20 protein-coding genes and 1 pseudogene are annotated in these 22119 nt (G+C 71.1%); 13 read left to right on the forward strand and 8 right to left on the reverse strand.

The window, feature by feature from the left end; translation table 11 throughout:
• The first annotated feature begins 90 nt into the window (after positions 1–90).
• On the forward strand, positions 91–1653 hold the full coding sequence (locus OVA02_RS03915; protein ID WP_056043483.1) for a glycosyltransferase family 39 protein: 1563 nt from the start codon (positions 91–93) through the stop codon (positions 1651–1653).
• Here OVA02_RS03915 and OVA02_RS03920 read toward each other — a convergent pair.
• Positions 1643–2950 (reverse strand): hypothetical protein, encoded by a 1308-nt coding sequence (locus tag OVA02_RS03920; protein WP_056043481.1) that lies wholly within the window; start codon positions 2948–2950, stop codon positions 1643–1645. The two genes, OVA02_RS03915 and OVA02_RS03920, sit on opposite strands and share 11 nt — an antisense overlap.
• A 295-nt stretch (positions 2951–3245) precedes the next feature.
• Between OVA02_RS03920 and OVA02_RS18125 the strand changes: the two are divergent.
• Positions 3246–4292 (forward strand): annotated as a pseudogene (locus OVA02_RS18125) (hypothetical protein); the annotation flags it as partial.
• On the opposite strand, the gene OVA02_RS03925 reads toward OVA02_RS18125, so the two are convergent.
• Complete coding sequence (locus OVA02_RS03925; protein WP_267659284.1) at positions 4193–4513, reverse strand: hypothetical protein; 321 nt, start codon at positions 4511–4513, stop codon at positions 4193–4195. The pseudogene OVA02_RS18125 and the gene OVA02_RS03925 overlap by 100 nt on opposite strands.
• A 45-nt stretch (positions 4514–4558) precedes the next feature.
• Positions 4559–4747: a hypothetical protein gene (locus OVA02_RS03930; RefSeq protein WP_267659726.1), complete on the reverse strand. Its 189-nt coding sequence runs from the start codon at positions 4745–4747 to the stop codon at positions 4559–4561.
• Here OVA02_RS03930 and OVA02_RS03935 point away from each other — a divergent pair.
• From OVA02_RS03935 to OVA02_RS03965, 7 genes are all read left to right on the forward strand, one after another.
• Positions 4741–5775, forward strand: a complete 1035-nt coding sequence (locus OVA02_RS03935) for a right-handed parallel beta-helix repeat-containing protein (RefSeq protein WP_267659285.1) — start codon at positions 4741–4743, stop codon at positions 5773–5775. The genes OVA02_RS03930 and OVA02_RS03935 overlap by 7 nt on opposite strands.
• A gap of 119 nt (positions 5776–5894) precedes the next feature.
• Positions 5895–6569 (forward strand): tRNA (adenosine(37)-N6)-threonylcarbamoyltransferase complex dimerization subunit type 1 TsaB, encoded by a 675-nt coding sequence (tsaB, locus tag OVA02_RS03940; protein WP_056043474.1) that lies wholly within the window; start codon positions 5895–5897, stop codon positions 6567–6569.
• Positions 6566–7105 carry a ribosomal protein S18-alanine N-acetyltransferase gene (rimI, locus tag OVA02_RS03945; protein ID WP_267659286.1) on the forward strand — a complete coding sequence of 180 codons (540 nt, stop codon included), beginning with the start codon at positions 6566–6568 and terminating at the stop codon, positions 7103–7105. The genes tsaB and rimI overlap by 4 nt, the downstream gene beginning before the upstream one ends.
• 68 nt (positions 7106–7173) lie before the next feature.
• The gene (tsaD, locus tag OVA02_RS03950) at positions 7174–8211 is read left to right on the forward strand and encodes a tRNA (adenosine(37)-N6)-threonylcarbamoyltransferase complex transferase subunit TsaD (protein WP_267659675.1); all 1038 of its coding nucleotides are present in this window, start codon (positions 7174–7176) and stop codon (positions 8209–8211) included.
• Between the two features lie 118 nt (positions 8212–8329).
• Entirely contained in the window at positions 8330–8731 is a 402-nt protein-coding gene (locus OVA02_RS03955) for a DUF4190 domain-containing protein (RefSeq protein WP_056043463.1), read from the forward strand.
• Positions 8732–8910: 179 nt separating this feature from the next.
• Complete coding sequence (locus tag OVA02_RS03960) at positions 8911–9945, forward strand: DUF4190 domain-containing protein (RefSeq protein ID WP_056043460.1); 1035 nt, start codon at positions 8911–8913, stop codon at positions 9943–9945.
• A gap of 190 nt (positions 9946–10135) precedes the next feature.
• Positions 10136–11254 (forward strand): acyltransferase family protein, encoded by a 1119-nt coding sequence (locus OVA02_RS03965; protein WP_056043457.1) that lies wholly within the window; start codon positions 10136–10138, stop codon positions 11252–11254.
• Positions 11255–11284: 30 nt separating this feature from the next.
• Here the strand turns inward: OVA02_RS03965 and OVA02_RS03970 are convergent, their stop codons facing one another.
• Positions 11285–12478, reverse strand: coding sequence for a class I SAM-dependent methyltransferase (locus tag OVA02_RS03970; RefSeq protein ID WP_267659287.1), 1194 nt, complete (start codon positions 12476–12478; stop codon positions 11285–11287).
• A 144-nt stretch (positions 12479–12622) separates the two neighbouring features.
• On the opposite strand from OVA02_RS03970, the gene groES reads away from it, so the two are divergent.
• The 3 genes from groES (at position 12623) to OVA02_RS03985 (ending at position 15581) form a co-directional block, all read left to right on the forward strand.
• Positions 12623–12919, forward strand: a complete 297-nt coding sequence (gene groES / locus OVA02_RS03975) for a co-chaperone GroES (RefSeq protein WP_043595988.1) — start codon at positions 12623–12625, stop codon at positions 12917–12919.
• 196 nt (positions 12920–13115) lie between these two features.
• Positions 13116–14096: an EamA family transporter RarD gene (rarD, locus tag OVA02_RS03980; RefSeq protein WP_082460051.1), complete on the forward strand. Its 981-nt coding sequence runs from the start codon at positions 13116–13118 to the stop codon at positions 14094–14096.
• A gap of 162 nt (positions 14097–14258) precedes the next feature.
• Complete coding sequence (locus OVA02_RS03985; RefSeq protein ID WP_056043452.1) at positions 14259–15581, forward strand: ABC transporter substrate-binding protein; 1323 nt, start codon at positions 14259–14261, stop codon at positions 15579–15581.
• A 333-nt stretch (positions 15582–15914) separates the two neighbouring features.
• On the opposite strand, the gene OVA02_RS03990 is transcribed toward OVA02_RS03985, so the two are convergent.
• The 4 genes from OVA02_RS03990 to OVA02_RS04005 form a co-directional block, all read right to left on the reverse strand.
• Positions 15915–16637: an ABC transporter ATP-binding protein gene (locus tag OVA02_RS03990; RefSeq protein WP_043595993.1), complete on the reverse strand. Its 723-nt coding sequence runs from the start codon at positions 16635–16637 to the stop codon at positions 15915–15917.
• Positions 16638–16717: 80 nt separating this feature from the next.
• Positions 16718–17833, reverse strand: coding sequence for an ABC transporter ATP-binding protein (locus OVA02_RS03995; RefSeq protein ID WP_082460139.1), 1116 nt, complete (start codon positions 17831–17833; stop codon positions 16718–16720).
• Between the two features lie 43 nt (positions 17834–17876).
• Entirely contained in the window at positions 17877–18860 is a 984-nt protein-coding gene (locus OVA02_RS04000) for a branched-chain amino acid ABC transporter permease (protein ID WP_056043448.1), read from the reverse strand.
• 12 nt (positions 18861–18872) lie between these two features.
• On the reverse strand, positions 18873–20228 hold the full coding sequence (locus OVA02_RS04005) for a branched-chain amino acid ABC transporter permease (RefSeq protein WP_056043445.1): 1356 nt from the start codon (positions 20226–20228) through the stop codon (positions 18873–18875).
• A gap of 359 nt (positions 20229–20587) precedes the next feature.
• On the opposite strand from OVA02_RS04005, the gene guaB reads away from it, so the two are divergent.
• On the forward strand, positions 20588–22090 hold the full coding sequence (guaB, locus tag OVA02_RS04010) for an IMP dehydrogenase (RefSeq protein WP_056043442.1): 1503 nt from the start codon (positions 20588–20590) through the stop codon (positions 22088–22090).
• Positions 22091–22119 lie beyond the last annotated feature (29 nt).

Raw genomic sequence — 22119 nt, forward strand, 5'->3', positions numbered from 1 at the left:
CCGGGCCACCCGCACCCGACCCGTCGGTCCGGTCGCCCTCTCCCTCGTCCACGAGGCGAGGGCTCGCGGTCGGCACGCACGAGGACGGCCATGACGACCACCACCCCGACGACGACCCACCCGGCCGGGTCCACGGCGTCCTCGAGACGACCTCGCGCCTCCTCGATCGGCGTCCCGCTCGCGCTGGGTCTCGCCGGCACCGCCGTGGCGCTCGTCGGTTCGTCGACGGTGTCGCTGTGGACCGACGAGGCCGCGACGGTCTCGGCGGCCACCCGCAGCCTCCCCGAGCTCTGGGCCCTCGTCCAACGCATCGACGCCGTGCACGCCGCCTACTACCTGCTGATGCACGTCTGGACGACCGTCGCCGGGACCTCCCCGGTGGCCCTCCGCCTCCCGAGCGCGGTCGCGGCCGGAGTCGCCGTCGTCGGCGTCCACCGGCTGTTGGTCGTGCTCGGACGCCGGGACGCGGCCGTCGCGGGGGCGGTGGTCGCCGTCGTGCTGCCGCGCATCACCTGGATGGGGATCGAGGCGCGTTCCTTCGGGCCCAGCGCGGCCGTGGCCGTGTGGGCGACCGTCCTGCTCGTCGTCGCGCTGAACCGAGGAGGCGCGGCGCGGTGGATCGGGTACGCCGCCCTCGTCGGGGTGGGCACCGCCCTCAACATCTACGTCGCCCTGCTGGCCGTCGCCCACGCCGTGACCGTGGCCGCCTGGCGTCGGGTCCCGGTGAGGCGCCGCCTGGCCTGGCTCGCCTCCGCCGCGGCGGGCGGTCTCGCGGCGTCGCCGGTGGTGCTGCTGGCAGCCGGACAGCAGGGGCAACTGGGCGACAACGATATGGGTCTCGTGCAGATCGCCCGGGGGGTGGTCGTCAACCAGTGGTTCCTCGGTGGAACGCCGACGCGCGTGACGTCCACGGCTTCTCCCACCGAGCCGTGGGCCCTGGCGTCACTCGTGCTGGCCCTCGTCGGGTGGGCGGCCATGGCGGTCGCGGTCGTCGTCGGGGCCCGCCGTCGGCAGGCCGCGACGTCGTGGGTGCTCGTGCCGGTCCTGGTCGTCCCGACCCTCGTCGTCGTGGGCTACAGCCTCGTCGTCAGCCCGCTCTACAACCCTCGCTACTTCACGTTCGCCGCTCCGGTCTGCGCGGCGCTGATCGGGTTGGGGGTCACCGCCCTCCGGGGGCGGGTCCTCCGGCTGGTCGCCCTGGCCGTCGTGGTCGTGCTGGCCGTCCCCGTGTACGTGTCGCAGCGACAGGTGACCGGCAAGAGCGGAACGGACTGGTCCGAGGCCGCGGCGGTCGTCGAGCGTGGTGCCTCCGCCGGCGACGGGGTCTACTTCGCGCCGCTCGACGACTCGTCGGACCCGGTGGTCAGGAGGACCACCGACAACGTCGAGGTCACGTACCCGGAGGCGTTCGACGACCTCGTCGACGTGACGCGGCGGAGCGAGCCGACCGACGAGGACAGCCTGAGGGGCACGTCGTGGCTCCTGTCCTCGGACCGGACCCGACTCGCGGACGTCGACCGCGTCTGGGTGGTCGAACCCGCGACCGCCCCCACGGGTGACGCCGACGAAGGTGTCCTGACCGACGCCGGGTTCGAGCGCGTCGATCGGTGGGACGGCGGGATGACGGCCGTCGAGGAGTGGATCAGGGCCTGAGCGACTCGTCGGGCATGAGCGTGCCCGAACGGGGGCCTCGCTCGCGTCGCCGTGCGACCGGCAGGAACGCCAGGCCGAGGGCGAGGATCAAGGTCGTGAGCGCGCCGTAGAACGGTGAGAAGAAGAGGTTCCAGATGCTCTGGGCCGAGGCGTAGAGCAGGATCCCTGTGGCGGTGCCGTCGGCGATCCGGCGTGCCATGCCGAGGGCCAGCACGGCGAACATCAGGCCCACGAGGACGAGCCCGGCGACCCCGGTCTGCGACCACAGGTTGCCGAAGACGGAGTGCAACTCGAAGTTGCCCCCGAACATGAAGCGTTCGACGTAGCCGTTGTTCGGTTGGTAGCCGATGCTGCTCATGCCTTCTTTCGCGATGAGGATGTCGTCGGGCGTCGGGACGGATCCGGCTCCGAATCCCCAGGGGTGGTGCTGCATCAGGGCCAGGGTCGCTGCCAGCTCGGGGCGTCCGCCCAAGATCAACGAGCCCGACACGCGCAGCTGTTCAACGCTGCGCGACTGGGCGGCGAGGCCCAGGTAGCCGTCGAGGATGAGGGCTTGGCCGAGTTGGAACACCACGAAGCCGAGCGCCCCGAGGCCGACGAGCACGGCGACGGGTGAGGGGCGTCGGTGAGGCCTGACGATCGCCAGCTGGACGAAGACGAGGATGGCCGCGAGCAGCAGCAGGCCGAAGGCCGACCGGAAGTCGTTGAGGGCGGCCACCAGCGTGAGCACGAGCAGCGTCGCGAGCTCCCAGCGCCGACCGAGGCGGGCTGCCAGTGCCAGCGCGATGACGGTCGCGGGAAGGGCGAATCCGAACTTCCAGGGGTTGCTCGCGAAGAGGGCGGTGCTCGGGGTGAGTTGCAGCGCCAGTCCCACGCCGAACCAGAGCGTCGCCCATTCGGCGCCCAGGACGTCCCTCGCCCAGATGAAGAGCCCCACGCCCAGCAGGGCGCCCACGAGCAGGATGGTCATTGGCAGGGCCGACGCCGGATCGACCTCGTGGTCGCCCAGGTTGGCGACGCCGAGCCAGAGTCCCGCGAGCGCCGCCACGGCGCCCACCACCATGAACGCGACACCCCAGCGACGGCGCGTGACGTTCGCCCACCAGACCGGCAGCAGGACGGCGGCCACGACGAACCCGAGCTGCAGGCCTTGCGGCAGCGTGAGGCGCATGCCGAGGACGACGACGGCTGTCGCGGCCAGGACGCGGACCCAGGTGCGGGCCTCGACGCCGCTGCCGGAAAGGGCGACCGACGAGCCGGTCGCCGCGACCGCCGGGTCGGTTCGAGGCTGGATCATCCGTGAACTCTAGGCGACCCAGACGGCTCCGACGACCCCCGTCCTGGTGTCCCCCACAGTGCCGACACCCGAGGGGGAGCCACCTTGTTGGGGGCTGACGCCCCCTTGCGGAGTACGCGTGAATGTAACAAGATCACCTCTTGTCCTGACCGGGTGAGATTCCGTCCCCTCAGATCCATTCCGCGCAAGCCCCCGTCCTGGGGGCACGGCGTGGTGTTCTCCCTCTCGCACGAGCCTCCGTTCCCGAGGCATGTCGCGGGATCGCCCACACCTTCCCTTGATGAAAGCAGTGACGATGCCCAGCGCCCCCGAGCACCGCCCCTCTCCGCCCATCCGTGTCCGAACCGCGATCGGTGCCCTCGCGACGGTCGTCGCCGTCGTGGCCGGCGTGGTCGTCCCGGTCACCAGCGCGTCCGCAGCTCCGACCACCGTCGCCTCCGACTCGTCGGCACGCGTGTCGACGTCCGGGTGGGGAACCGCCGACAAGGGAGGGGCCTGGTCGACGTGGTCCGGCCCGTCCACGGCGTCGTTCTCCGTCGCCTCGGGGGTCTCGACCATCTCCGGCCTCGCACCGGGCGGCTCGGCCACGGCAGCGCTCGCCAGCGTCTCCGTGAAGGACGTCGAGGTCCGCGGCAAGATCCGTCTGCCCGACTCCAAGGCCGGGTTCTACCAGGGCTGGGAGCTCCGCCGTCAAGGTGACGGCTCGGCTTACCGGGGCCGCCTCGAGACGGGCGGTTCGGGTGCGGTGTCACTGGCCGTGACCAAGGTGAAGAAGAGCGGCGAGACCTCCCTGGGTCGTGTCGCACTCCCGGCCGGCATCTCGGCCGGCTCCACGGTCTCGATCGCGTTCCGGGCCGAGGGCTCGACCGCCGTCAGCCTCAAGGGGAAGGCCTGGCCCGTCGCGTCGTCCGAACCCGGCTGGCAGCTGTCGGTCTCCGACTCCGCCGCCGACAGGGTGTCCCAGGGCGGTTCGGTCGGTCTCTGGCAGTACGCAAGCGCCGGCAACACGAGCCGCTCGACGACGAGCTTCGACGACCTCGTGGTCGTCGGCTCGCCCTCGGAGTCCGCCGAGGCCGCGCCCGCGCCGACGACTCCGGCTCCCGCGCCGACGACTCCGGCGCCTGCGCCGACGACTCCCACTCCCGCGCCGACGACTCCGGCGCCCCAACCCGCTCCCGCTCCCGCGCCCGTCCCGGCGTCACCTGACTCGTCACAGGGCTCGGTGCCGGTCGGCTCGGCCCGTTACGCCGTGCCGTCCGGAGCCATCGTCGTCGCCCCGTCGGGTTCCGACTCGGCGGCCGGCACGAGTGCCGCTCCGCTGCGCACGGCGACGGCGGCGGTCGCCAAGGCGAAGTCGGGCGGCACGATCGTCCTCCGCGCCGGCACGTACAACGAGGGCGTCGTCGTCCCCTTCCAGAAGAAGCTGACGATCCAGTCGTGGCCCGGTGAAGCCGTCTGGTTCGACGGTTCCGTCCCGGTCGGCGCCTGGCAGCGCTCCGGCTCCGGTTGGAGCACCCCGTGGTCCTTCTTCCCCTCGGCGGAGATCGGCGGGGCGGTGGACAACCCCCGGTTCGTCTCCCCGGCCTTCCCCTACGCCGCTCGACCCGATCAGGTCTTCCTCGACGGCGTCCAGCTCACGCAGGTCGCGCCGTCGCAGCTCGCGCCCGGCACCTTCGCCCCCGACCCCTCGTCGGGACGCGTGCTGTTGGGGACCGACCCGGCCGGGCACGAGGTGCGGATCAGCAACAAGCAGCAGGCCATCTGGGTGCAGTCGGCCGACTCGACCGTCCGTGGCATCGGCATCCGTCGCTACGCGACTCCGAACTCGGACAAGGGCGCCATCCGCTTCGGCAACACCGGGGCCCACGGCCGAGAACCTGGTCATCCAGGACAACGCCATGATCGGTCTCAACCTCGAGAACAACGGAGGCACCCTGTCCAGGCTGACCGTCGAGCGCAGCGGCATGCTGGGCGTCGGGACCAACGCCTCGTACGACCTGTCGATCACCGATTCGGTGATCCGTCAGAACAACTGGCAGCGCTTCAAGGAGGCGCCGGTCTCGGGCGGCATCAAGATCACCCGCTCACGCGGCGTGACCGTGTCGAACAACGACATCAGCCGCAACTACAGCTCGGGTCTCTGGCTCGACGAGTCCGTCTACGACAGCAAGGTCATCGGCAACACGGTCGAGGGCAACGAGTGGACGGGCATCCAGCTCGAGCTCTCGAGCAAGGCCGTCGTGGCGGGCAACACGATCACCGGTGGCAAGGCCGGGCTGCAGCTGATGGACACGGACGACGTCCGCGTCTACAACAACTCGATCGGCGGCTTCAGCCAGTACGGCATCAAGGTCACGCAGGACGAACGTCGGCAAGCGACGGCGCCCACCGGGCAGGACCGTCGACGCCCGATCCCCGACCCGACCATGACCTGGGTCACCGGCAAGATCACGATCGCCAACAACGCCTTCGGCAGCGGGGGTTACTACCAGGTGTTCGTCCTCGACAGCAAGACCCACCGGTCGGCCGACTCCATGGGCATCACGGTGACGGGCAACGCCTTCAACCAGCGACGCACCACGGCGCAGGCGACGCTCGTCGGCTGGGGGGCCGGGGACAACAAGACCGTGACCCGTCTCGACTCGGTCGCCGCCCTGTCGGCCAAGAACGGATCGTGGCGCAACGTCGAGACGTCCGGGGTGCTCGACCTCGGCGGCATGGGCAGCCTGCTCGCCTCGTCGCTCGGCATCGTGTCCACCCTGCCGGCGGACGTCGCGGCGCTCCTCGGGCAACCCGGGACCGCCCGCCGCATCGGCGCTTTCTGATCGACCGACGACGCCCGGCACCTCGTGGTGCCGGGCGTCGTCGCGTCCGGTCCGGGGTCGACGAGGCATCGGTCGAGGAGGCGCGGGTCGCCTCGTCGACACCGCTTACGATTGACCCCGTGATCCTGGCCATCGACACCTCCGCCGGCTCGTCCGTCGCCGTCGTCGACCGCGACGGCGGCGTCCTCGCCGAGCACACGGTCGCCGACACCCGGCGACACGCCGAGGTGATCGGCCGTCTGATCGCCGACGCCCTGCGCGAGGCCGGCGTGACCCCGTCCGAGCTCTCGGCCGTGGTGGCCGGTCGGGGCCCGGGCCCCTTCACCGGCCTGCGCGTCGGCATCGCCGCCGCCCGGGCCTTCGCCTTCGGTGCCGGGGTGCCGTGCCTCTCGGTCGGCAGCCACGACGCCGTCGCGTTCGAACGGCTCTCGGCGGCGGCGGGCCGTTCCGTCGGCACCGCCGGCGGGTCCGTCGACTCGCCGCTCGTCGTCGTCACGGACGCCCGTCGCCGCGAGGTGGCACACAGCTCGTGGTCGGGGCTCGACGACGACGGCCTGCCCGTGCTGGTGGCCGGCCCCGCCCTCGTGAGGCCGGCCGACCTCGACGAGGCGACCGGCGCCTCCTCGTCCTGGCCGCGCACCGACCCCGACGCGACGACGGTCTCGGCGGCCGCGCTGGGCATGCTGGCCGAGCGGCTCTTCGAGCACGGCCGCGCGTTCGCCGCCGCCGAGCCGCTGTACCTGCGCGAACCCGACGTCACCCCGTCGGCCGGCCCGAAGCCGGTCACGCAGTGAGCGTCCTGCTGCGCACGGCCACCCTCGACGACCTCGACGGCATCATGGCCATCGAGACGTCGACCTTCCTCACCGACGCCTGGTCGCGGGCGAGCATGACGCACGAGCTCACCGCCCCGGGCGGTCGCTATCTGCTCGCCACAGCCGAGGGGGACGACACCACCGTCATCGGTTACGCGGGCATGCTGGCACTGAAGGGGGCCCCCGAGGCCGACATCCAGACCATCGCCGTCCTCGCGGAGCACCAGGGGCGCGGGCTCGGGCGGGCGATGCTGACCCAGCTGCTCACCGAGGCTCGTCACGGCGGGGTGCGCGAGGTGTTCCTCGAGGTGCGGGCCGACAACCCCGGGGCGCAGCACCTCTACGAGACGCTCGGCTTCGAGCGCATCGCCGTCCGTGCCCGGTACTACATGCCCGACGGGGTCGACGCCGTCGTCATGCGACTGCGCGTCCCGCCGGCCGTCACCGAGACCACCGCGGGCCCCCTCGAGCCGATCGACGACGTGCCCCTCGACGAACAGGACGTCCGCCCGTGACCGCGACCCGCGCCTCCTCGTCCGCCGCCGAGCAGGCGGCCGCCGAGCCCGCCGTCCGCGAGCCCCTCGTGCTCGGCATCGAGACCAGCTGCGACGAGACCGGCATCGGCATCGTCCGCGGACGCACCCTCCTCGCCAACGTCATCTCGTCGTCGATGGACGAGCACGCCCGCTACGGCGGCGTCGTGCCCGAGGTCGCCGCGCGCGCGCACCTCGAGGCACTCGAGCCCGCCCTCGCCGCGGCGCTCGCCGAGGCCGGCGTGACGACGGCCGAGCTCGACGCGATCGCCGTGACGAGCGGACCCGGGCTCGCCGGGGCGCTCATGGTCGGCGTCGGTGCCGCCAAGGCCCTCGCCCTGGCGACGGGCAAGCCCCTCTACGCCGTGAACCACCTCGTCGGCCACGTCGGGGCGGACGTGCTCCGCGCCGACGGCAGCGAGCTCGAGTTGCCGACCATCGCGCTGCTCGTCTCGGGCGGTCACACCTCGTTGTTGCACGTGCGCGACCTCGTCGACGACGTCGAACTGCTCGGCGAGACGATCGACGACGCCGCGGGTGAAGCGTTCGACAAGGTGGCCCGCCTGCTCGGCCTGCCCTACCCCGGCGGGCCGCAGATCGACCGCGTCGCCGAAGGCGGCGACCCGAGGGCCGTCCGCTTCCCGCGCGGGTTGACCCTCCCGAAGGGCCTCGCGAAGCACCGGTACGACTTCTCGTTCTCGGGGCTCAAGACGGCCGTCGCCCGGTGGGTCGAACAGCGTCGCAGCGAAGGAGGCGCGGTGCCCGTCGCCGACGTCGCCGCCAGCTTCCGCGAGGCCGTCGCCGACGTCCTGCTCACCAAGGCCCTCGCGGCCTGCGCCGACCGGGGCGTCCCCCGCCTGCTGCTCGGCGGGGGAGTCGTCGCCAACGCCCGCGTGCGCGAGCTCGCGGCCGAACGCTGTGCGGCGGCCGGGGTCGAGCTGCGCGTGCCGCCCCTCTCGCTCTGCACCGACAACGGCGCCATGATCGCGGCACTCGGTGCCGAGCTCGTGTCGCGGGGTCGGGCGCCCTCGCCTCTCGACTTCGGGGCCGACTCGACGCTGCCCGTGACGACGGTCCAGGCCGTCTGAACCCCTCGGCGGGGCCCGGGCGACCGGCCCCCGGTCGCCAGCCATGGGCCGCCGATAGCATGGGCGCTCGACCGACCGCGGCCGTCACCGGCCGACCCTCAGCAGAAGGACGTCTCCGATGACCGACCAGAACCCCACGCCCCACGGCCAGCCCTCGCCGCAGAACCCCTACCAGGGCCAGCAGCCGGCCTACCCGGGGCAGCCCTCCGGTGGTCAGCCCTCTTACCAGGGGCAGAACGCTCGTCCCGGTCAGCGCAACACCCTCGCCCTCGTGTCGATGATCCTCGGCATCGCGGGCTTCGTGACCTCGATCACGGCCATCGGTGCCATCGTCACCGGCCACATGGCGTTGAGCCAGATCAAGAAGCGGGGCGAAGAGGGCCGGGGGATGGCCCTGACGGGGCTCATCCTCGGCTACGTCGTCGTGGCGCTGACGATCCTAACGATCATCCTGCTCTTCGTCGTCTTCGGTGCGATCGCCAGCAACCCCGACCTCTACGACGGCAGCTACAACTCCTGAGGCCGCGGGCGCGCCCCCGTGGACGACGCCTCCCAGGGGCCGCTCATCGGCGGCCTCGCTAGCATGACGGGGTCCGCACCGGACGGTGCGGGCCCTTTCGTGTCCCGGGACGCGACCGTCACGGGTGTGACCGGCCGCTCCGACGGCACGACCGACGCACCGCTCGCGAAAGGCAGCTGATGGCCACCGACGACACCACCCCCGAGAAGCCGTCCTCGGCGCCGACCGCGCCCTCGGCTCCGACGCCGCCCGCGGCACCCACCGCGCCCCCGATGCGCCCGACCGAGGGGGGCGACGCGGCCACCGCCTCACCGCCGCTGCCTCCCACCGCCTTCCCGGGAGCCGCGTCGCAGCAGCCGTCGTCCCAGCCGCCCGCGTCGTCGCCCTACGCCGGGGCCGGCGTGCCGCCGACGGGGTCGGCGCCGTACGGGGCACCCCAGGGCGCCCCGGCGCCGCAGTCCCGTCCGGGTCAGGTCCCGCCGGGTGCTCCTCAGCCGCCCCGGCCGCCCTACGGCCAGCCGGGTGCACAGCCGCCGGCGGGGTACGGGCAGCAGGGCTACGGGCAGCAGGCGCAGAACCGGCCGCAGGGCTACGGGCAGCAGCCCGGGTACGGCCAGCAGCCGGGTCATGGCCAGCAGCCTGAGTACGGCCAGCAGTCTCAGGGTCAGCGACCTGGCTACGGGCAGCCACAGGGGCAGCCCTCGGGCCAAGGCCAGCCTGAGGGCTACGGCCAACACCCCCAGGGGCAGCAGCCCTCCGGGCAGTCCGGTGCGCCGTACGGTCAGCAGTCGTTCGGCCAGCAGGGTCAGCCCGTCGGACAGTACGGTCAGCAGCCCTACGGCCAGCAGCCGTATGGCCAGCAGGGCCAGCCCGGCGGAGCGTACGGCCAGCAGGCCTACGGCTCGCCCTACCCGCCGTACGCCTCGGCCGGCGCCGCACAGCCCCCGCGCCTCCTCAGCCTCCTGGCGATGATCGGCTCGATCGCCGGTCTCGTGCTCGCGCCCGTCACCTTCGGGCTCTCGATCGTGGCGTCCATCGCGGGCATCGTGCTCGGGCACCTGGGCATGTCGCGTGAGCGTCCCGCGAGGGGGTTCTGGCTCACCGGGCTCATCGTCGGCTACGCCGGCGTCGTGCTCATCGTGATCGGCTGGATCGCCTTCGGCCTCTTCATCGCCGGCTTCTCGTCGGGTTCCGACTACTACGGCGGGTACTGACCCTCTCGACGGGACGTCGGGCGGCTTCCTCTGGGTGAGGCAGCCGCCCCTCACCCTTGCGCCCCTCCTCCCCGGGTGAACCCAGGGCGGAAAGCCGCCGCGGACGAGGTGTCCCGGGGCCGCGACGAGCTATCGTGTCCTGCCACCACCCGAACCGTTCCCCGGCACCCGAATGCGACACGGAGGACCGATGTCCGCGCCTGCCCGCGACCACGCCGCCGTCGACCCTGCGTCGGCCCCGAACCGGGCCGACGTCCTCGGGGACGTCCTCGATCCGCGGCGCAACGCCTACAACCTGATCCGCCTCGTCATGGCCTCCGCTGTCGTCATCTGGCACTCCGTCCCCCTCACCGGCCACGACATCGGTTTCGAGCCCGCCCGGCAGCTCGCGTCGCGCCTGCCGGTCGACGTGTTCTTCGCGATCTCGGGCTACCTCATCGTGATGTCGTGGTCGAGGACGCCGCAGGTCGTCGCATTCCTGCGGGCGCGCGTGCTCCGGATCTTCCCGGCGTTCTGGGTGTGCCTCGTGCTCACCGCCGCCGTCTTCGCGCCGGTGTCGCTGCTCATCCGCGGTGTCCCCGTGCCGGACGGCTTCGTGGGCGACGCCGTCTCGTACGTCCTCCGCAACGGCCTCCTGCGCGTGTGGCAGTACGACATCGCGGGCACGCCCCTGGGCACGCCGGTCGAGGGGGCCTGGAACGGATCCCTCTGGACCCTGGGCTGGGAGTTCGCCTGCTACCTCGGCGTCCTCCTGCTCGGCGTCGTGGGACTCCTGCGCTCGCGCTGGGCCCTCCCCTCCGCCTACGTCCTCTGCACGGTGGGCGTGGCGGCGAGCACCTACGGTGGCGTCCACAACTGGTACGTGACCAACGGGTCACGCTTCGGCATCGTCTTCGTCGCGGGGGCCCTCGTCTACCGCTGGCGGAACGCGATCCCGGTCCGGCCCTGGCTGCTCGTCCTGGCAGCCGTGCTCGTCTTGGCATCGTCGGCGCTCCCCGACTACGGCCTGGTGGCTGCGCTCCCGCTCGCGTACCTCGCGCTCGGCGTCGGTGCGCTCGTCAAGCACCCGCGGGCGTCCATCCGCACCGACATCTCGTACGGCACGTACATCTACGGTTTCCCGCTGCAGCAGCTGCTCGCGACGGCGGGCGCCGCAGCATGGGGCGTGCCCCTCTTCGCCCTGGTGTCGTTGGCGGCCACCTTCGCGGTGGCCACCCTCAGCTGGCATCTCGTCGAACGGCCGACGATGAAGTTCAAGAGACGCAGGCGGGTCGTCGAGCCGACCGATCCCGTCGCGACGGTCGCCTGACCCGACGCCGCTCTCGCGTCCCGCCCGGCGTCAGACCAGGCGCTCGCAGAGCAGGGCCGTGTGCCGCCCGGCGACCCGGGTGAGGACGAGGGTCGCCGACCCGGTCCCCTGCAACGAGAGTCGCTTGCGGAACGTCGCGGGGTCGACGTCGACTCCGCGCTTCTTGATCTCGAGTCGCCCGATGCCCCGGGCCCGCAGCTCGCGCTTCAGCGTCCGCTCGTCGAGCGGGAACGTCTCGAGCACGCGGAATCCCTGCGCGAAGGGGGTGTCGACCCGCGCCTCCGTCGTCAACCAGGCGATGTCGCGACTGATCATCCGGGCGTCGATCGAGCGGGCCAGGTCGCCGATGAGGCGTGCCCGGATCACCGCGCCGTCGGGTTCGTAGAGGTACTCGCCGAGGTCGCCCGGGTCGACGTCGTCCGAGTCGGCGGCGGCCGTCAACTCCGACGCCCCGGAGGCGCTGATCACCAGGGCGGACCGGCCCACTCCCGGCCGCGCGAGCGGCCCGAACCACACGCCCACCTGGACCACGGCGCGGTCGACCGAGATCCACTGGCATTCGGCGTCCGTCGGCAGCAGCTCGCGGTCGACGCCCGGACCGAGCTTGACCCCGGTGGGCAGGCGGTCGGCGAAGCCGAAGGCGACGTCGAGGCCGGGGGACCAGTCGGCCGGATCGGCGAGGCGCTTGGTGGCGGTGTGGCCGGACGTCCGTCGCGCCGGGTCGAGGAAGACCCCCTCGACGCCTGCGAGGTCGGTCGTGGCGGCGTCCCCCTGTTCGACCCGTGACGACGGCCACGGCGCGAGGTTGTACGAGGCGACGGCCGCGGTCACCTCGTCGCGGTCGACGGCGAGCACGTCGAGGTCGAGTGCGGCGAAGGCCAGGGCGTCGCCCCCGATGCCGCAGCCCAGGTCGGCGACGCTGCCGATCCCCGCCGCGGCGTAGCGTCCGGTGTGGCGGGCGGCGACCGGGAGGCGCGTGGCCTGTTCGAGGCCCGCGTCGGTGAACAGCATGCGGCTCGCGAACTCGCCGAACTTGGCCACGGCCCGGCCGCGGAGCCGGGCCTGTGTGAGCACCGCCGACACGAGGGCGGGGGAATGGCCCTGCTTGCGCAACGCGGCCACCTTGCCGACGACGTCGTCACCGGAGGCGCCGCCCGCCGGCAGCGAGTCGAGCAGCCGCAGCCCCTCGGGCGAGAGGACTTCGAGCAGCTCGGAGGAATCCATGTCGTCCAGTGTGACGCACGCGGGCAGACGCGTTGGCACTCGGATTGACCGAGTGCCAGTCTCGTCCTACAGTTGTTCTGGCACTCGCCCCCGGCAAGTGCCAGCCCCCATGTTTTCGTAGCACCGAGAAAGAAGAGGTCACCCGTGTCGGTCAGCATCAAGCCGCTCGAAGATCGCATCGTCATTCGTCAGGTCGAAGCCGAGCAGACCACTGCTTCGGGTCTCGTGATCCCCGACACCGCCAAGGAGAAGCCCCAAGAGGGTGAAGTGGTGGCGGTCGGCCCGGGCCGCATCGACGACAACGGCAACCGCGTGCCGCTCGACGTCGCCACCGGCGACAAGGTCATCTACAGCAAGTACGGCGGAACCGAGGTGAAGTACGGCGGAGAAGACCTCCTCGTCCTCTCGGCTCGCGACGTCCTGGCGGTCATCGTCCGCTAGCACCCCGGCACGGTTCCGGCCGTGCTCCGCGACCCCGGTCGCCGTCCCGAAGGCCCCTGCTCCGGCAGGGGCCTTCGCCGTGTCGGCACCGTGTCGGCCGACGAGGGTCCGTCCCCAGGCGTCGTCGTCCGTCGATCGATCCACGGTGGCAGGAGTGGCCGTTCCGGCGGCGGGCGCAGCCACCTAGAGTCGCCTGGTGACCTCGACCCGCGCCTCCTCGTCCCCCTCCGCCCCGACCTCGGGGCTCGGCGTCGACGGGGCCGGCGGGGCGGGCCTCGCCTACGCCCTGGGGGCCTACGGGCTCTGGGGCGTCCTGCCGGTGTACTTCCTGCTGCTGGCCCCGGCCGGCCCGTTCGAGATCGTCGCCTGGCGGGTGCTCTTCTCGCTCGTCTTCTGCGCGGTGCTGCTCGTCGTGACGGGGGCGCTGCGCTCGTTCCTGGCCCTGCTGCGACAGCCGCGCCTGGTGGCCACCATGGGGGTGGCCGGCGCGTTCATCGTCGTCAACTGGACGGTCTTCATCTCGGCGACGCTCAGCGGGCACGTGGTCGAGGCGGCGCTCGGGTACTTCATCAACCCGATCGTCACCGTCCTGCTCGGCGTGGTCGTGCTGCGCGAGCGTCTCCGCACGACCCAGTGGGTGGCCGTCGGGCTGAGCGCCGTCGCCGTCCTCGTGATCGCCGTCGGGGCGGGCCGGCCGCCGTTCATCTCGCTCGTCCTCGCGTTCTCGTTCGGGCTCTACGGCCTGGTCAAGAAGCAGGTCGGCGGTCGGGTCGACGCGGTCGGCGGGCTCACGCTCGAGACGCTCTGGATCGCACCCTTCGCGGCCGTCACCCTGATCGTGCTGCACGTGACGGGCCTCGGCGGCGGCGTCGTGCTCGGCACCGTGAGCGTCGGGCACACCCTCGCCACGATCGGCACGGGCGTGATCACGGCCGTGCCCCTGTTGCTCTTCGCCTCGGCGACGCGTCGGTTGCCCCTGACGACCGTGGGGTTGACCCAGTACGTCGCTCCCGTGCTGCAGTTCGTCGTGGGGGTCGTCGTGCTCGGCGAGCACATGTCGACCGCGCGGTGGGTCGGCTTCGCCATCGTCTGGGTCGCATCCATCGTGCTGACCGTCGACATGGTCCGTGCGGGGCGACGATCACGCCGGCCCCTCGCCGTGGCCCCGACCGCCTAGAAGCGACCATCCCTCGCAAAGTCACGAATGGCTAACGAAACGTCACTTTGACGTCGAGAACACACGCCAGAAACATTCGACCCCTAGTTTCGGACCAATCGCGGCAGGTTCGACCGCCACCGGTCGGGCTGCACTGCCGCTGTCCACGAAAGGGTTCCACGGATGATCCGATCCAGCACCGCCCTCCGAGCACTGGCTCTCGCCGGCGCAGCCTCCGTGCTGCTCGCTGCCTGTTCGACGGCATCTCCCTCTGACGACGCCTCGTCGTCGTCGTCGGCCAAGGCCGATCCCGCCGCCAAGTGCGAGGTCGGGACGCCCAGCACCGATCCCTTCGCGATCGGCACCATGCTGCCGCTGACCGGAACCCTGGCCTACCTCGGCCCGCCCGCCATCGCGGGCGCCAACCTGGCCATCAGCGACATCAACGCCGCCGGCGGCGTGCTCGACCAGCCGGCCGAGATCTCGACCAGCACCGACTCGGGCGACAGCAACGACATGACCGTGTCGAGCAACGCCGCGACGCAGCTGATCGACGCCAAGGTGCCCGTCGTGCTCGGTGCCGAGTCGTCGAGCGTCACGCTCAACGTGGTCGACCAGCTCACCAGCAACTGCATCATCGAGATCTCGCCCGCCAACACGGCGAGCTCGCTCAGCGGCTACTCGTCCTACTACTACCGCACCGCTCCGCCGGACTCGGTGCAGGGCTCGGCGCTCGGCCAGCAGATCACGGCCGACGGCAACGCCAACGTCGCGTTCCTCGTCTTCAACGACACCTACGGCACGGGTCTGCGCGACTCGACGCAGAAGTCGATCGAGAGCTCGGGCGGCACCGTCGTGTACGGCGGCACCGGCAAGGGCGAAGAGTTCCCTCCCGGTCAGACCACCTTCTCGTCCGAGGTGTCGGCGGCCATCGCCGCCGAGCCCGACGCGATCGTCATCCTGGCCTTCGACGAGACCAAGTCGATCGTGCCCGAGCTGAAGAGCCAGGGCTGGGACATGAGCAAGGTCTACATGTCCGACGGCAACACGGCCGACTACAGCGCCGACTTCGAGCCCGGCACCCTCGCGGGCGCCAAGGGCACGATCCCCGGTGCCGACGCGAGCGCCGACTTCAAGTCGAAGCTCGTGGCCGGCTACAAGGCGAGCGAGGGCGGCGACCTGGCCGACTTCTCGTACGCGGCCGAGTCGTACGACGCCGTCATCCTGACCGCTCTCGCGGCACAGGCCGGTGGCGGCACCGACGCCGGGACGATCCAGGCCAACATGGCCGCGGTCTCCGGAGCGGACGGCGGCACCGAGTGCACGACGTACGCGGACTGCAAGACCGCGCTCGACGCCGGTGACGACATCCACTACACCGGCCCCTCGGGCATCGGAGCGTTCAACGACAACAACGACCCGTCGTCCGCCTCGATCGGCGTCTACACGTTCGACGACGACAACAAGCCCGTCTACCAGACCGGCATCGAGGGCAAGGTCGAATAACGGCACCTCGCACCACCCGGGGCCCGGCACGAGTCATCGTGCCGGGCCCTTCGGCGTGCCGAGGAGGTGACGTGTCGGGTCTCGGCCCCGGCCCCGGCCCAGCACCTGTCCGCTCCGCCCCACACCTCGTCACACCGCGTTTCGTGCACCGCACCGCGTCGAGACGGGGTGCGCTGCACGAAACGCGGCGCGCAGCACCCGCGTCCCCGACGCCAGCGCCCGACGCCAGCGCCCGACGCCAGCGCCCGGCGCCCGGCCCCCGGCGCCGGACGCACGCACGAGGCCCCGACCACGCCAGGGCGTGATCGGGGCCTCAAGGCGCCACCGGGGGCGTCAGGACGCGTCGACGTCCTTCGCCAGGGTGCCGAGGTAGAGCTCGATGACCTTGGGGTCGTCGGCCAGCTCGCGGCCGGTGCCCGAGTAGGCGTTGCGGCCCTGGTCGAGGACGTAGCCGCGGTCACAGATCTGCAGGCAGCGGCGGGCGTTCTGTTCGACCATGATCACCGAGACGCCGGCCTTGTTGATGCGGCGGGTGCGGATGAACGTCTCGTCCTGGCGCACGGGCGACAGGCCGGCGGACGGCTCGTCGAGCAGCAGCACCTTCGGGTCCATCATCAGGGCCCTGGCCATGGCGACGGACTGCCGTTCGCCGCCCGAGAGTGAGCCGGCACGCTGGCCGCGACGGTCGGCGAGCACCGGGAACAGGTCGTAGATGACCTCGAGGCGTTCGGCGAACTTCTTGGGCCGCAGGAACATGCCCATCTGCAGGTTCTCCTCGATGGTGAGCGAGGGGAACACGTTGTTGGTCTGCGGGACGAAGCCGACGCCCGCCTCGACCAGCTTGTTGGCCTTGAGGTTCGTGATGTCGGTGCCGCCGAGCGTGACCGATCCCGAGTGGATCTTGACCTGGCCGAAGAGCGCCTTGAGCAGCGTGGACTTGCCGGCGCCGTTCGGGCCGATGATGCCGATCAGTTCGCCCGGGTAGCAGACGAGGTCGCACCCGTTGAGGATGTTGACGCCGGGCAGGTAGCCCGCGACGAGGTCCGTGGCGTTCATCACCGGCTCGACGCCCGCGAACTTCTCGGTGCCCGGGTGCTTGGCCGCGGTGGTGGCGCCCGCGCCGTCCTGTGCCGTGCTCATCGCTTGTCTCCGCTCTGCCGTCCGTCGGACAGCTGGTCGTCGGCCGCGTTCGTGGCCTGCGGGGTCGAGGGGTCGGGGTGGCCGGGCAGGTCGCGTCCGGCGACGCCGCCCGTCGACGAGGAGGCGCTGGTCGCCTCGGCCGCGCGGGCCGCGTCCTCGCGTGCCACCTCTTCTTCGAGCTGTTCGAGCGTGGCGTCGTCGAGCAGCGAGTCGTCGCCCAGGTCGGTGTCGTGGTGCGCACCCAGGTAGGCGTCGATGACGGCTTGGTCGTCCATGACCGTGTCGGCCGGGCCCTCGGCCACGATGCGTCCCTCGGCCATGACGATCACCCAGTCCGAGATGTGGCGGACCATGTGCATGTCGTGCTCGACGAAGAGCACCGTGGTGCCGTCGTCGCGCAGGCTCTGGATGTGCCCCAGCAGCGACTGCGTCAGCGCCGGGTTCACGCCGGCCATCGGCTCGTCGAGCATGATCATGGCCGGGTCGCTCATCAGGGCACGGGCCATCTCGAGCAGCTTGCGCTGGCCGCCCGAGAGGCTGCCGGCGAAGTCGTCCTTCTTCTCGAGCAGCTTGAACCGGGCGAGGAGGTCCTCGGCCTTGGCCTCGATCTCGCGCTCGCGCTTGCGCCAGAGCGGCGCGACGATCGCGACGAAGAAGTTCTCCCCGGGCTGGTCCTTCGCGCCCAGGAGCATGTTCTGCATCACCGTGAGCCGCGAGAGCGCCTTGGTGAGCTGGAACGTGCGCACCATGCCCGAGCGGGCGACCTTGGCGGCGCCGACGTTGCCCATGGCCTTGCCCTCGAACACCCACTTCGCGACGCCCGGGCCGCTGCGCTTGAACGCCGTGGGCGCGGACGAGGCCTTGTCGAAGCCGGTCAGCAGGTTGAAGAAGGTCGTCTTGCCGGCGCCGTTGGGGCCGATCAGCGCCGTGATGGCACCGCGCTGCACCTCGACGTGGCCGACGTCGACGGCGGTCATGCCGCCGAAGCGTCGGACGACGTTGTCGACCGTGAGGATCGGGTCGGGCTTGGCCGCCCCGGGGGTCCGCTCGACCGTGGTGAGCTTCGAACGCAGGACGCTGCGGTCGTAGTCGTAGCCCTCGCGGCGGGGCAGCGTGCTGCCGCTCGAGGCCGGTCCGTTGGTGGTGCTCGAGGTGTCAGACACTGAACGCCAACTCCTTCTTCTTTCCGAGGATGCCCTGTGGCCTGAAGATGATCAGCAGCATGAGGGCGATGCCGACGAGGATGTACGAGAACTGCTCGGCCTGCTGGCCGTTCATGATGCTCGACGGGATGAAGTCGCCGGCGAGGGTGCGCACCAGCAGGCGGGTGACGAAGAACAGGATCGCTCCGAGCACCGGGCCGAAGACGGTGGCGGCACCACCGAGCAGCAGGGCCGTCCAGATGAAGAAGGTCATCGACCGTCCCATGCTGTCGGGCTGCACCGAGCTCGGCAGCACGTAGATGATGCCGGCGAGCGACCCCATCAGCGCACCGAGCACGAGCGCCTGCATCTTGTACGAGTAGACGTTCTTGCCGAGGCTGCGCACGGCGTCCTCGTCCTCACGGATGCCCTTGAGCACGCGGCCCCACGGGCTGCGGCTGAGCAGGAAGACCAGGAGGCTGAGGAGGGCGACGATGCTCCAGCCGGCGATGCGGATCCACCAGCCGTTGACGCCGTTGTTCTCGTAGGTGAACCACAGGATCGTCGTCTGGCCGTCGGGCAGCGGCGAGAGGGCGGTGAAGGCCTCGCGGTACGAGGCCCCGGGGATGCCGTTCGAGCCACCCGTCGTGGTCGTCAGGATGCTCGACCGTCCCACGTACCGGATGATCTCGGCCGAACAGATGGTGACGATGGCCAGGTAGTCGCCCCTCAGCTTCAGCGTCGGCACGCCGAGGATGAGCGCGAAGACCAACGAGCAGAGCAGGGCGATGATGACGGCGAGGCCGAGGGGCAGGCCGTTGCTGATCGAGATGGCGAAACCGTAGGCACCGAGCAGCAGGAACGCCGCCTGGCCCATGTTGATCAGGCCGGTGAAGCCGAAGTGGATGTTCAGGCCGATCGCCGCGATGGCGAAGGCGGCCGTCGTGGGCGCGAGGGCCTCGGCGCTCAGCGCCCGCAGGAGTTCGATGAAGTACATGGTCGTGTCCCCTTAGCCCACTCGTTCTTTTCGCCCGAAGATGCCCTGTGGTCTGAACACGAGGATCAGGATCAGGATCAGCAGCGCCGTTGCGTACTTGAAGTCGCCGGGCAGCCAGATGTTGGTCAGCTCGACGATGATGCCGATGATCAGCGAACCGACCAGGGCCCCGAAGGCCGTGCCGAGGCCGCCGAGGGTGACGGCGGCGAAGATCAGCAGCAGGATCTGCAGGCCGGTCATCCAGTTGACGCCGTTGAGCACGAGGCCGAGCATGACGCCCGAGAGGCCGGCCAGGCCGGCGGCCAGCGTCCAGACCAGGCGGATGATGCGGTCGACGTCGATGCCCGAGGCCGCGGCGAGGGCCGGGTTGTCCGACACGGCGCGGGTGGCGCGGCCGGTGCGGGTCTTCAGCAGGAACAGTCCCGTGCCGACCAGCACGACCACCGAGATCGCCATCGCGACGTACGACTGGACGGTCAGGGTCACGCCGAGGAAGTCGACGGTGGTCGGGTTGTCGCGGTCGATGCGCACGGTGCCGGCGCCGTAGAAGTACTGGAATGCGTACTGCAGGGCGATCGAGAGGCCGATGGTCACGATCATCAGCTGGGTGAGGCTGAGTCGGCGCTTCCGCAGCGGTTTCCAGATCGCGAGGTCCTGCAGGTAGCCCGTCGCCGCACAGATCACCGTGCTGAGCACCGCGGCCAGGATCAGTGGCACCCCGATCGAGGTGAACGAGTAGGCCAGCAGACCGCCGAGGGTCACCTGCTCGCCGTGCGAGAAGCTGCTGAGGCCCGTCGTGCCGTAGATCAGCGACAGGCCGATGGCGGCGAGGGCGAGCAGCAGGCCGAGCCGGATGCCCGAGGCGAACTGCTGCGCGAAGCGGTCCCAGTTGAAGCTCGACGCGGTCGCGGCTCCGCTCGTGGCGCCTTCCTCGGCGGTGAGGGCGAACAGGGCGCTCGCCGTGGCGCCGAGGTTCACGGTCACGGTGCGCTCGGCGTTGTCGGCGTTCACCAGGAACTGGCCGTCGGGCAGGGTGTCCTGGTCGACCGTCACGGTGTAGCTGCCGGCCTCGGTCACCGCGATGCTCCACCGACCGGTGTCGTCGGTGGTCGCGGTCTGCTCGTCGCCGGTCGCGTTCGTCGCGGTCACGTCGACGCCCGAGGCGGGTTCCCGCTCGCTGTCGTTGATCGTTCCCTGAATGCAGCCGGTCGTCGCGTCGGTGGTGCAGGCGGCGGCCGCGGCGTGGGCGGCCGTCGGGGCGAAGGCCCCCATGAAGGTCGCCAGGAGTCCGAGCAGTACGGCGGAGGCCGTCACGATCAGGGACTGCCGCAGCCGTGGCCGCGACGCGATGGTCGTCGAGAGTCTCACAAAACCTCCTGGTGGGAAGCGCCCCGTCGAGATTCGGGCGGTCTCGTTCTGCTCCCGGGGCGTCGTCGTCGCTGACAGTAACTCCGCTGTGTGTCGAGCATGTTTCAGGTGCGCGACGGAGTGGAGTCGGTACAGAATCCCCCATGTCGAGCGAGAATCACGAATCTTCCGTGTGTCGGATCGGTAACGGTGCCGTTCCGTTGCGTCCCGGGGGGCCGCGCGCGCCTCCTCGGCGATGCGGCGGGTGCGCCGCCGAGAGGAATGCAGGAGGCGCGGGCTGGGTTAATATCGACTACCGGGCTCGACGGCGATCCGGTGCCAACCCACCCACCCTCATCTCGCTCCTTCGAAGGGGACTCATGGACCAGCCGGACCCGTTCGGATTCATCGGACTCACCTACGACGACGTCATGCTGCTTCCGGGCCGCACCGACGTCATCCCGAGCGAGACCGACACCTCGTCGCAGCTCACCAAGCGCATCCGGGTCGCGGTGCCGCTGCTCTCGGCCGCGATGGACACCGTGACCGAGTCGCGCATGGCCATCGCCATGGCGCGCCAGGGCGGCATCGGAATCATCCACCGCAACCTCTCGATCGCCGACCAGGCCGCGCACGTCGACAAGGTCAAGCGCAGCGAGTCGGGCATGATCACCAACCCCGTCACGACGACGCCCGACGCCACGGTGGCCGAGGTCGACGCGCTCTGCGGGCAGTTCCGCGTCTCGGGCCTGCCGGTCGTCGAGGGCGACGGCACGCTGGTCGGCATCATCACCAACCGCGACATGCGATTCGTCTCGCCGTTCGAGATGTCGACGACGCTCGTCCGCGACGTCATGACGAAGGCGCCGCTGATCACCGCGCCCGAGGGCGTCGACCCCGACTCGGCGATCGCCATCTTCGCGCAGCACAAGATCGAGAAGCTGCCCCTGGTGGACGAGGCCGGGCACCTGCGCGGCCTCATCACCGTCAAGGACTTCGACAAGAGCGAGAAGTACCCCGACGCCACGAAGGACGACGAGGGCCGCCTGCGGGTCGGCGCCGCGATCGGCTTCTTCGGCGACGCGTGGGAGCGCGCCAGCGCCCTGCGTGACGCGGGGGTCGACGTGCTCGTGGTCGACACCGCCAACGGCGAGAGCTCGGGCGAGCTCGACATGATCCGTCGCATCAAGGCCGACCAGAGCTTCGCGCACATCGACGTCATCGGCGGCAACGTGGCCACGCGCAGCGGCGCCCAGGCGCTGATCGAGGCCGGCGCCGACGCCATCAAGGTCGGCGTGGGCCCGGGCTCCATCTGCACCACCCGCGTCGTCGCGGGCGTCGGCGTGCCCCAGGTCACGGCCGTCTACGAGGCGTCCCTCGCCGCTCGCGAGGCCGGCGTCCCGGTCATCGCCGACGGCGGGCTGCAGTACTCGGGCGACATCGCCAAGGCCCTGGTGGCCGGCGCCGACACGGTCATGCTCGGTTCGCTGCTCGCCGGCTGCGACGAGAGCCCGGGCGACCTGGTCTTCGTCAACGGCAAGCAGTTCAAGAACTACCGCGGCATGGGCTCGCTGGGTGCGATGCAGACGCGCGGCAAGAACACGTCGTACTCGAAGGACCGCTACTTCCAGGCCGACGTGCCGAGCGACGACAAGCTCATCCCCGAGGGCGTCGAGGGTCAGGTGCCCTACCGCGGCGCGCTCAACAACGTCGTCTACCAGCTCAGCGGTGGTCTCCGTCAGTCGATGTTCTACGTCGGGGGCCGCACCGTGGCCGAGCTCAAGGCGAACGGCAAGTTCGTCCGGATCACCGCCGCCGGCCTGAAGGAGAGCCACCCCCACGACCTGCAGATGGTCGTCGAGGCCCCCAACTACCGCCGGTGATGTCGCCGGGCCGGGGGCGCGACCCCCGG

This window comes from Frigoribacterium sp. SL97 (assembly GCF_026625765.1).
GTDB lineage: Bacteria > Actinomycetota > Actinomycetes > Actinomycetales > Microbacteriaceae > Frigoribacterium.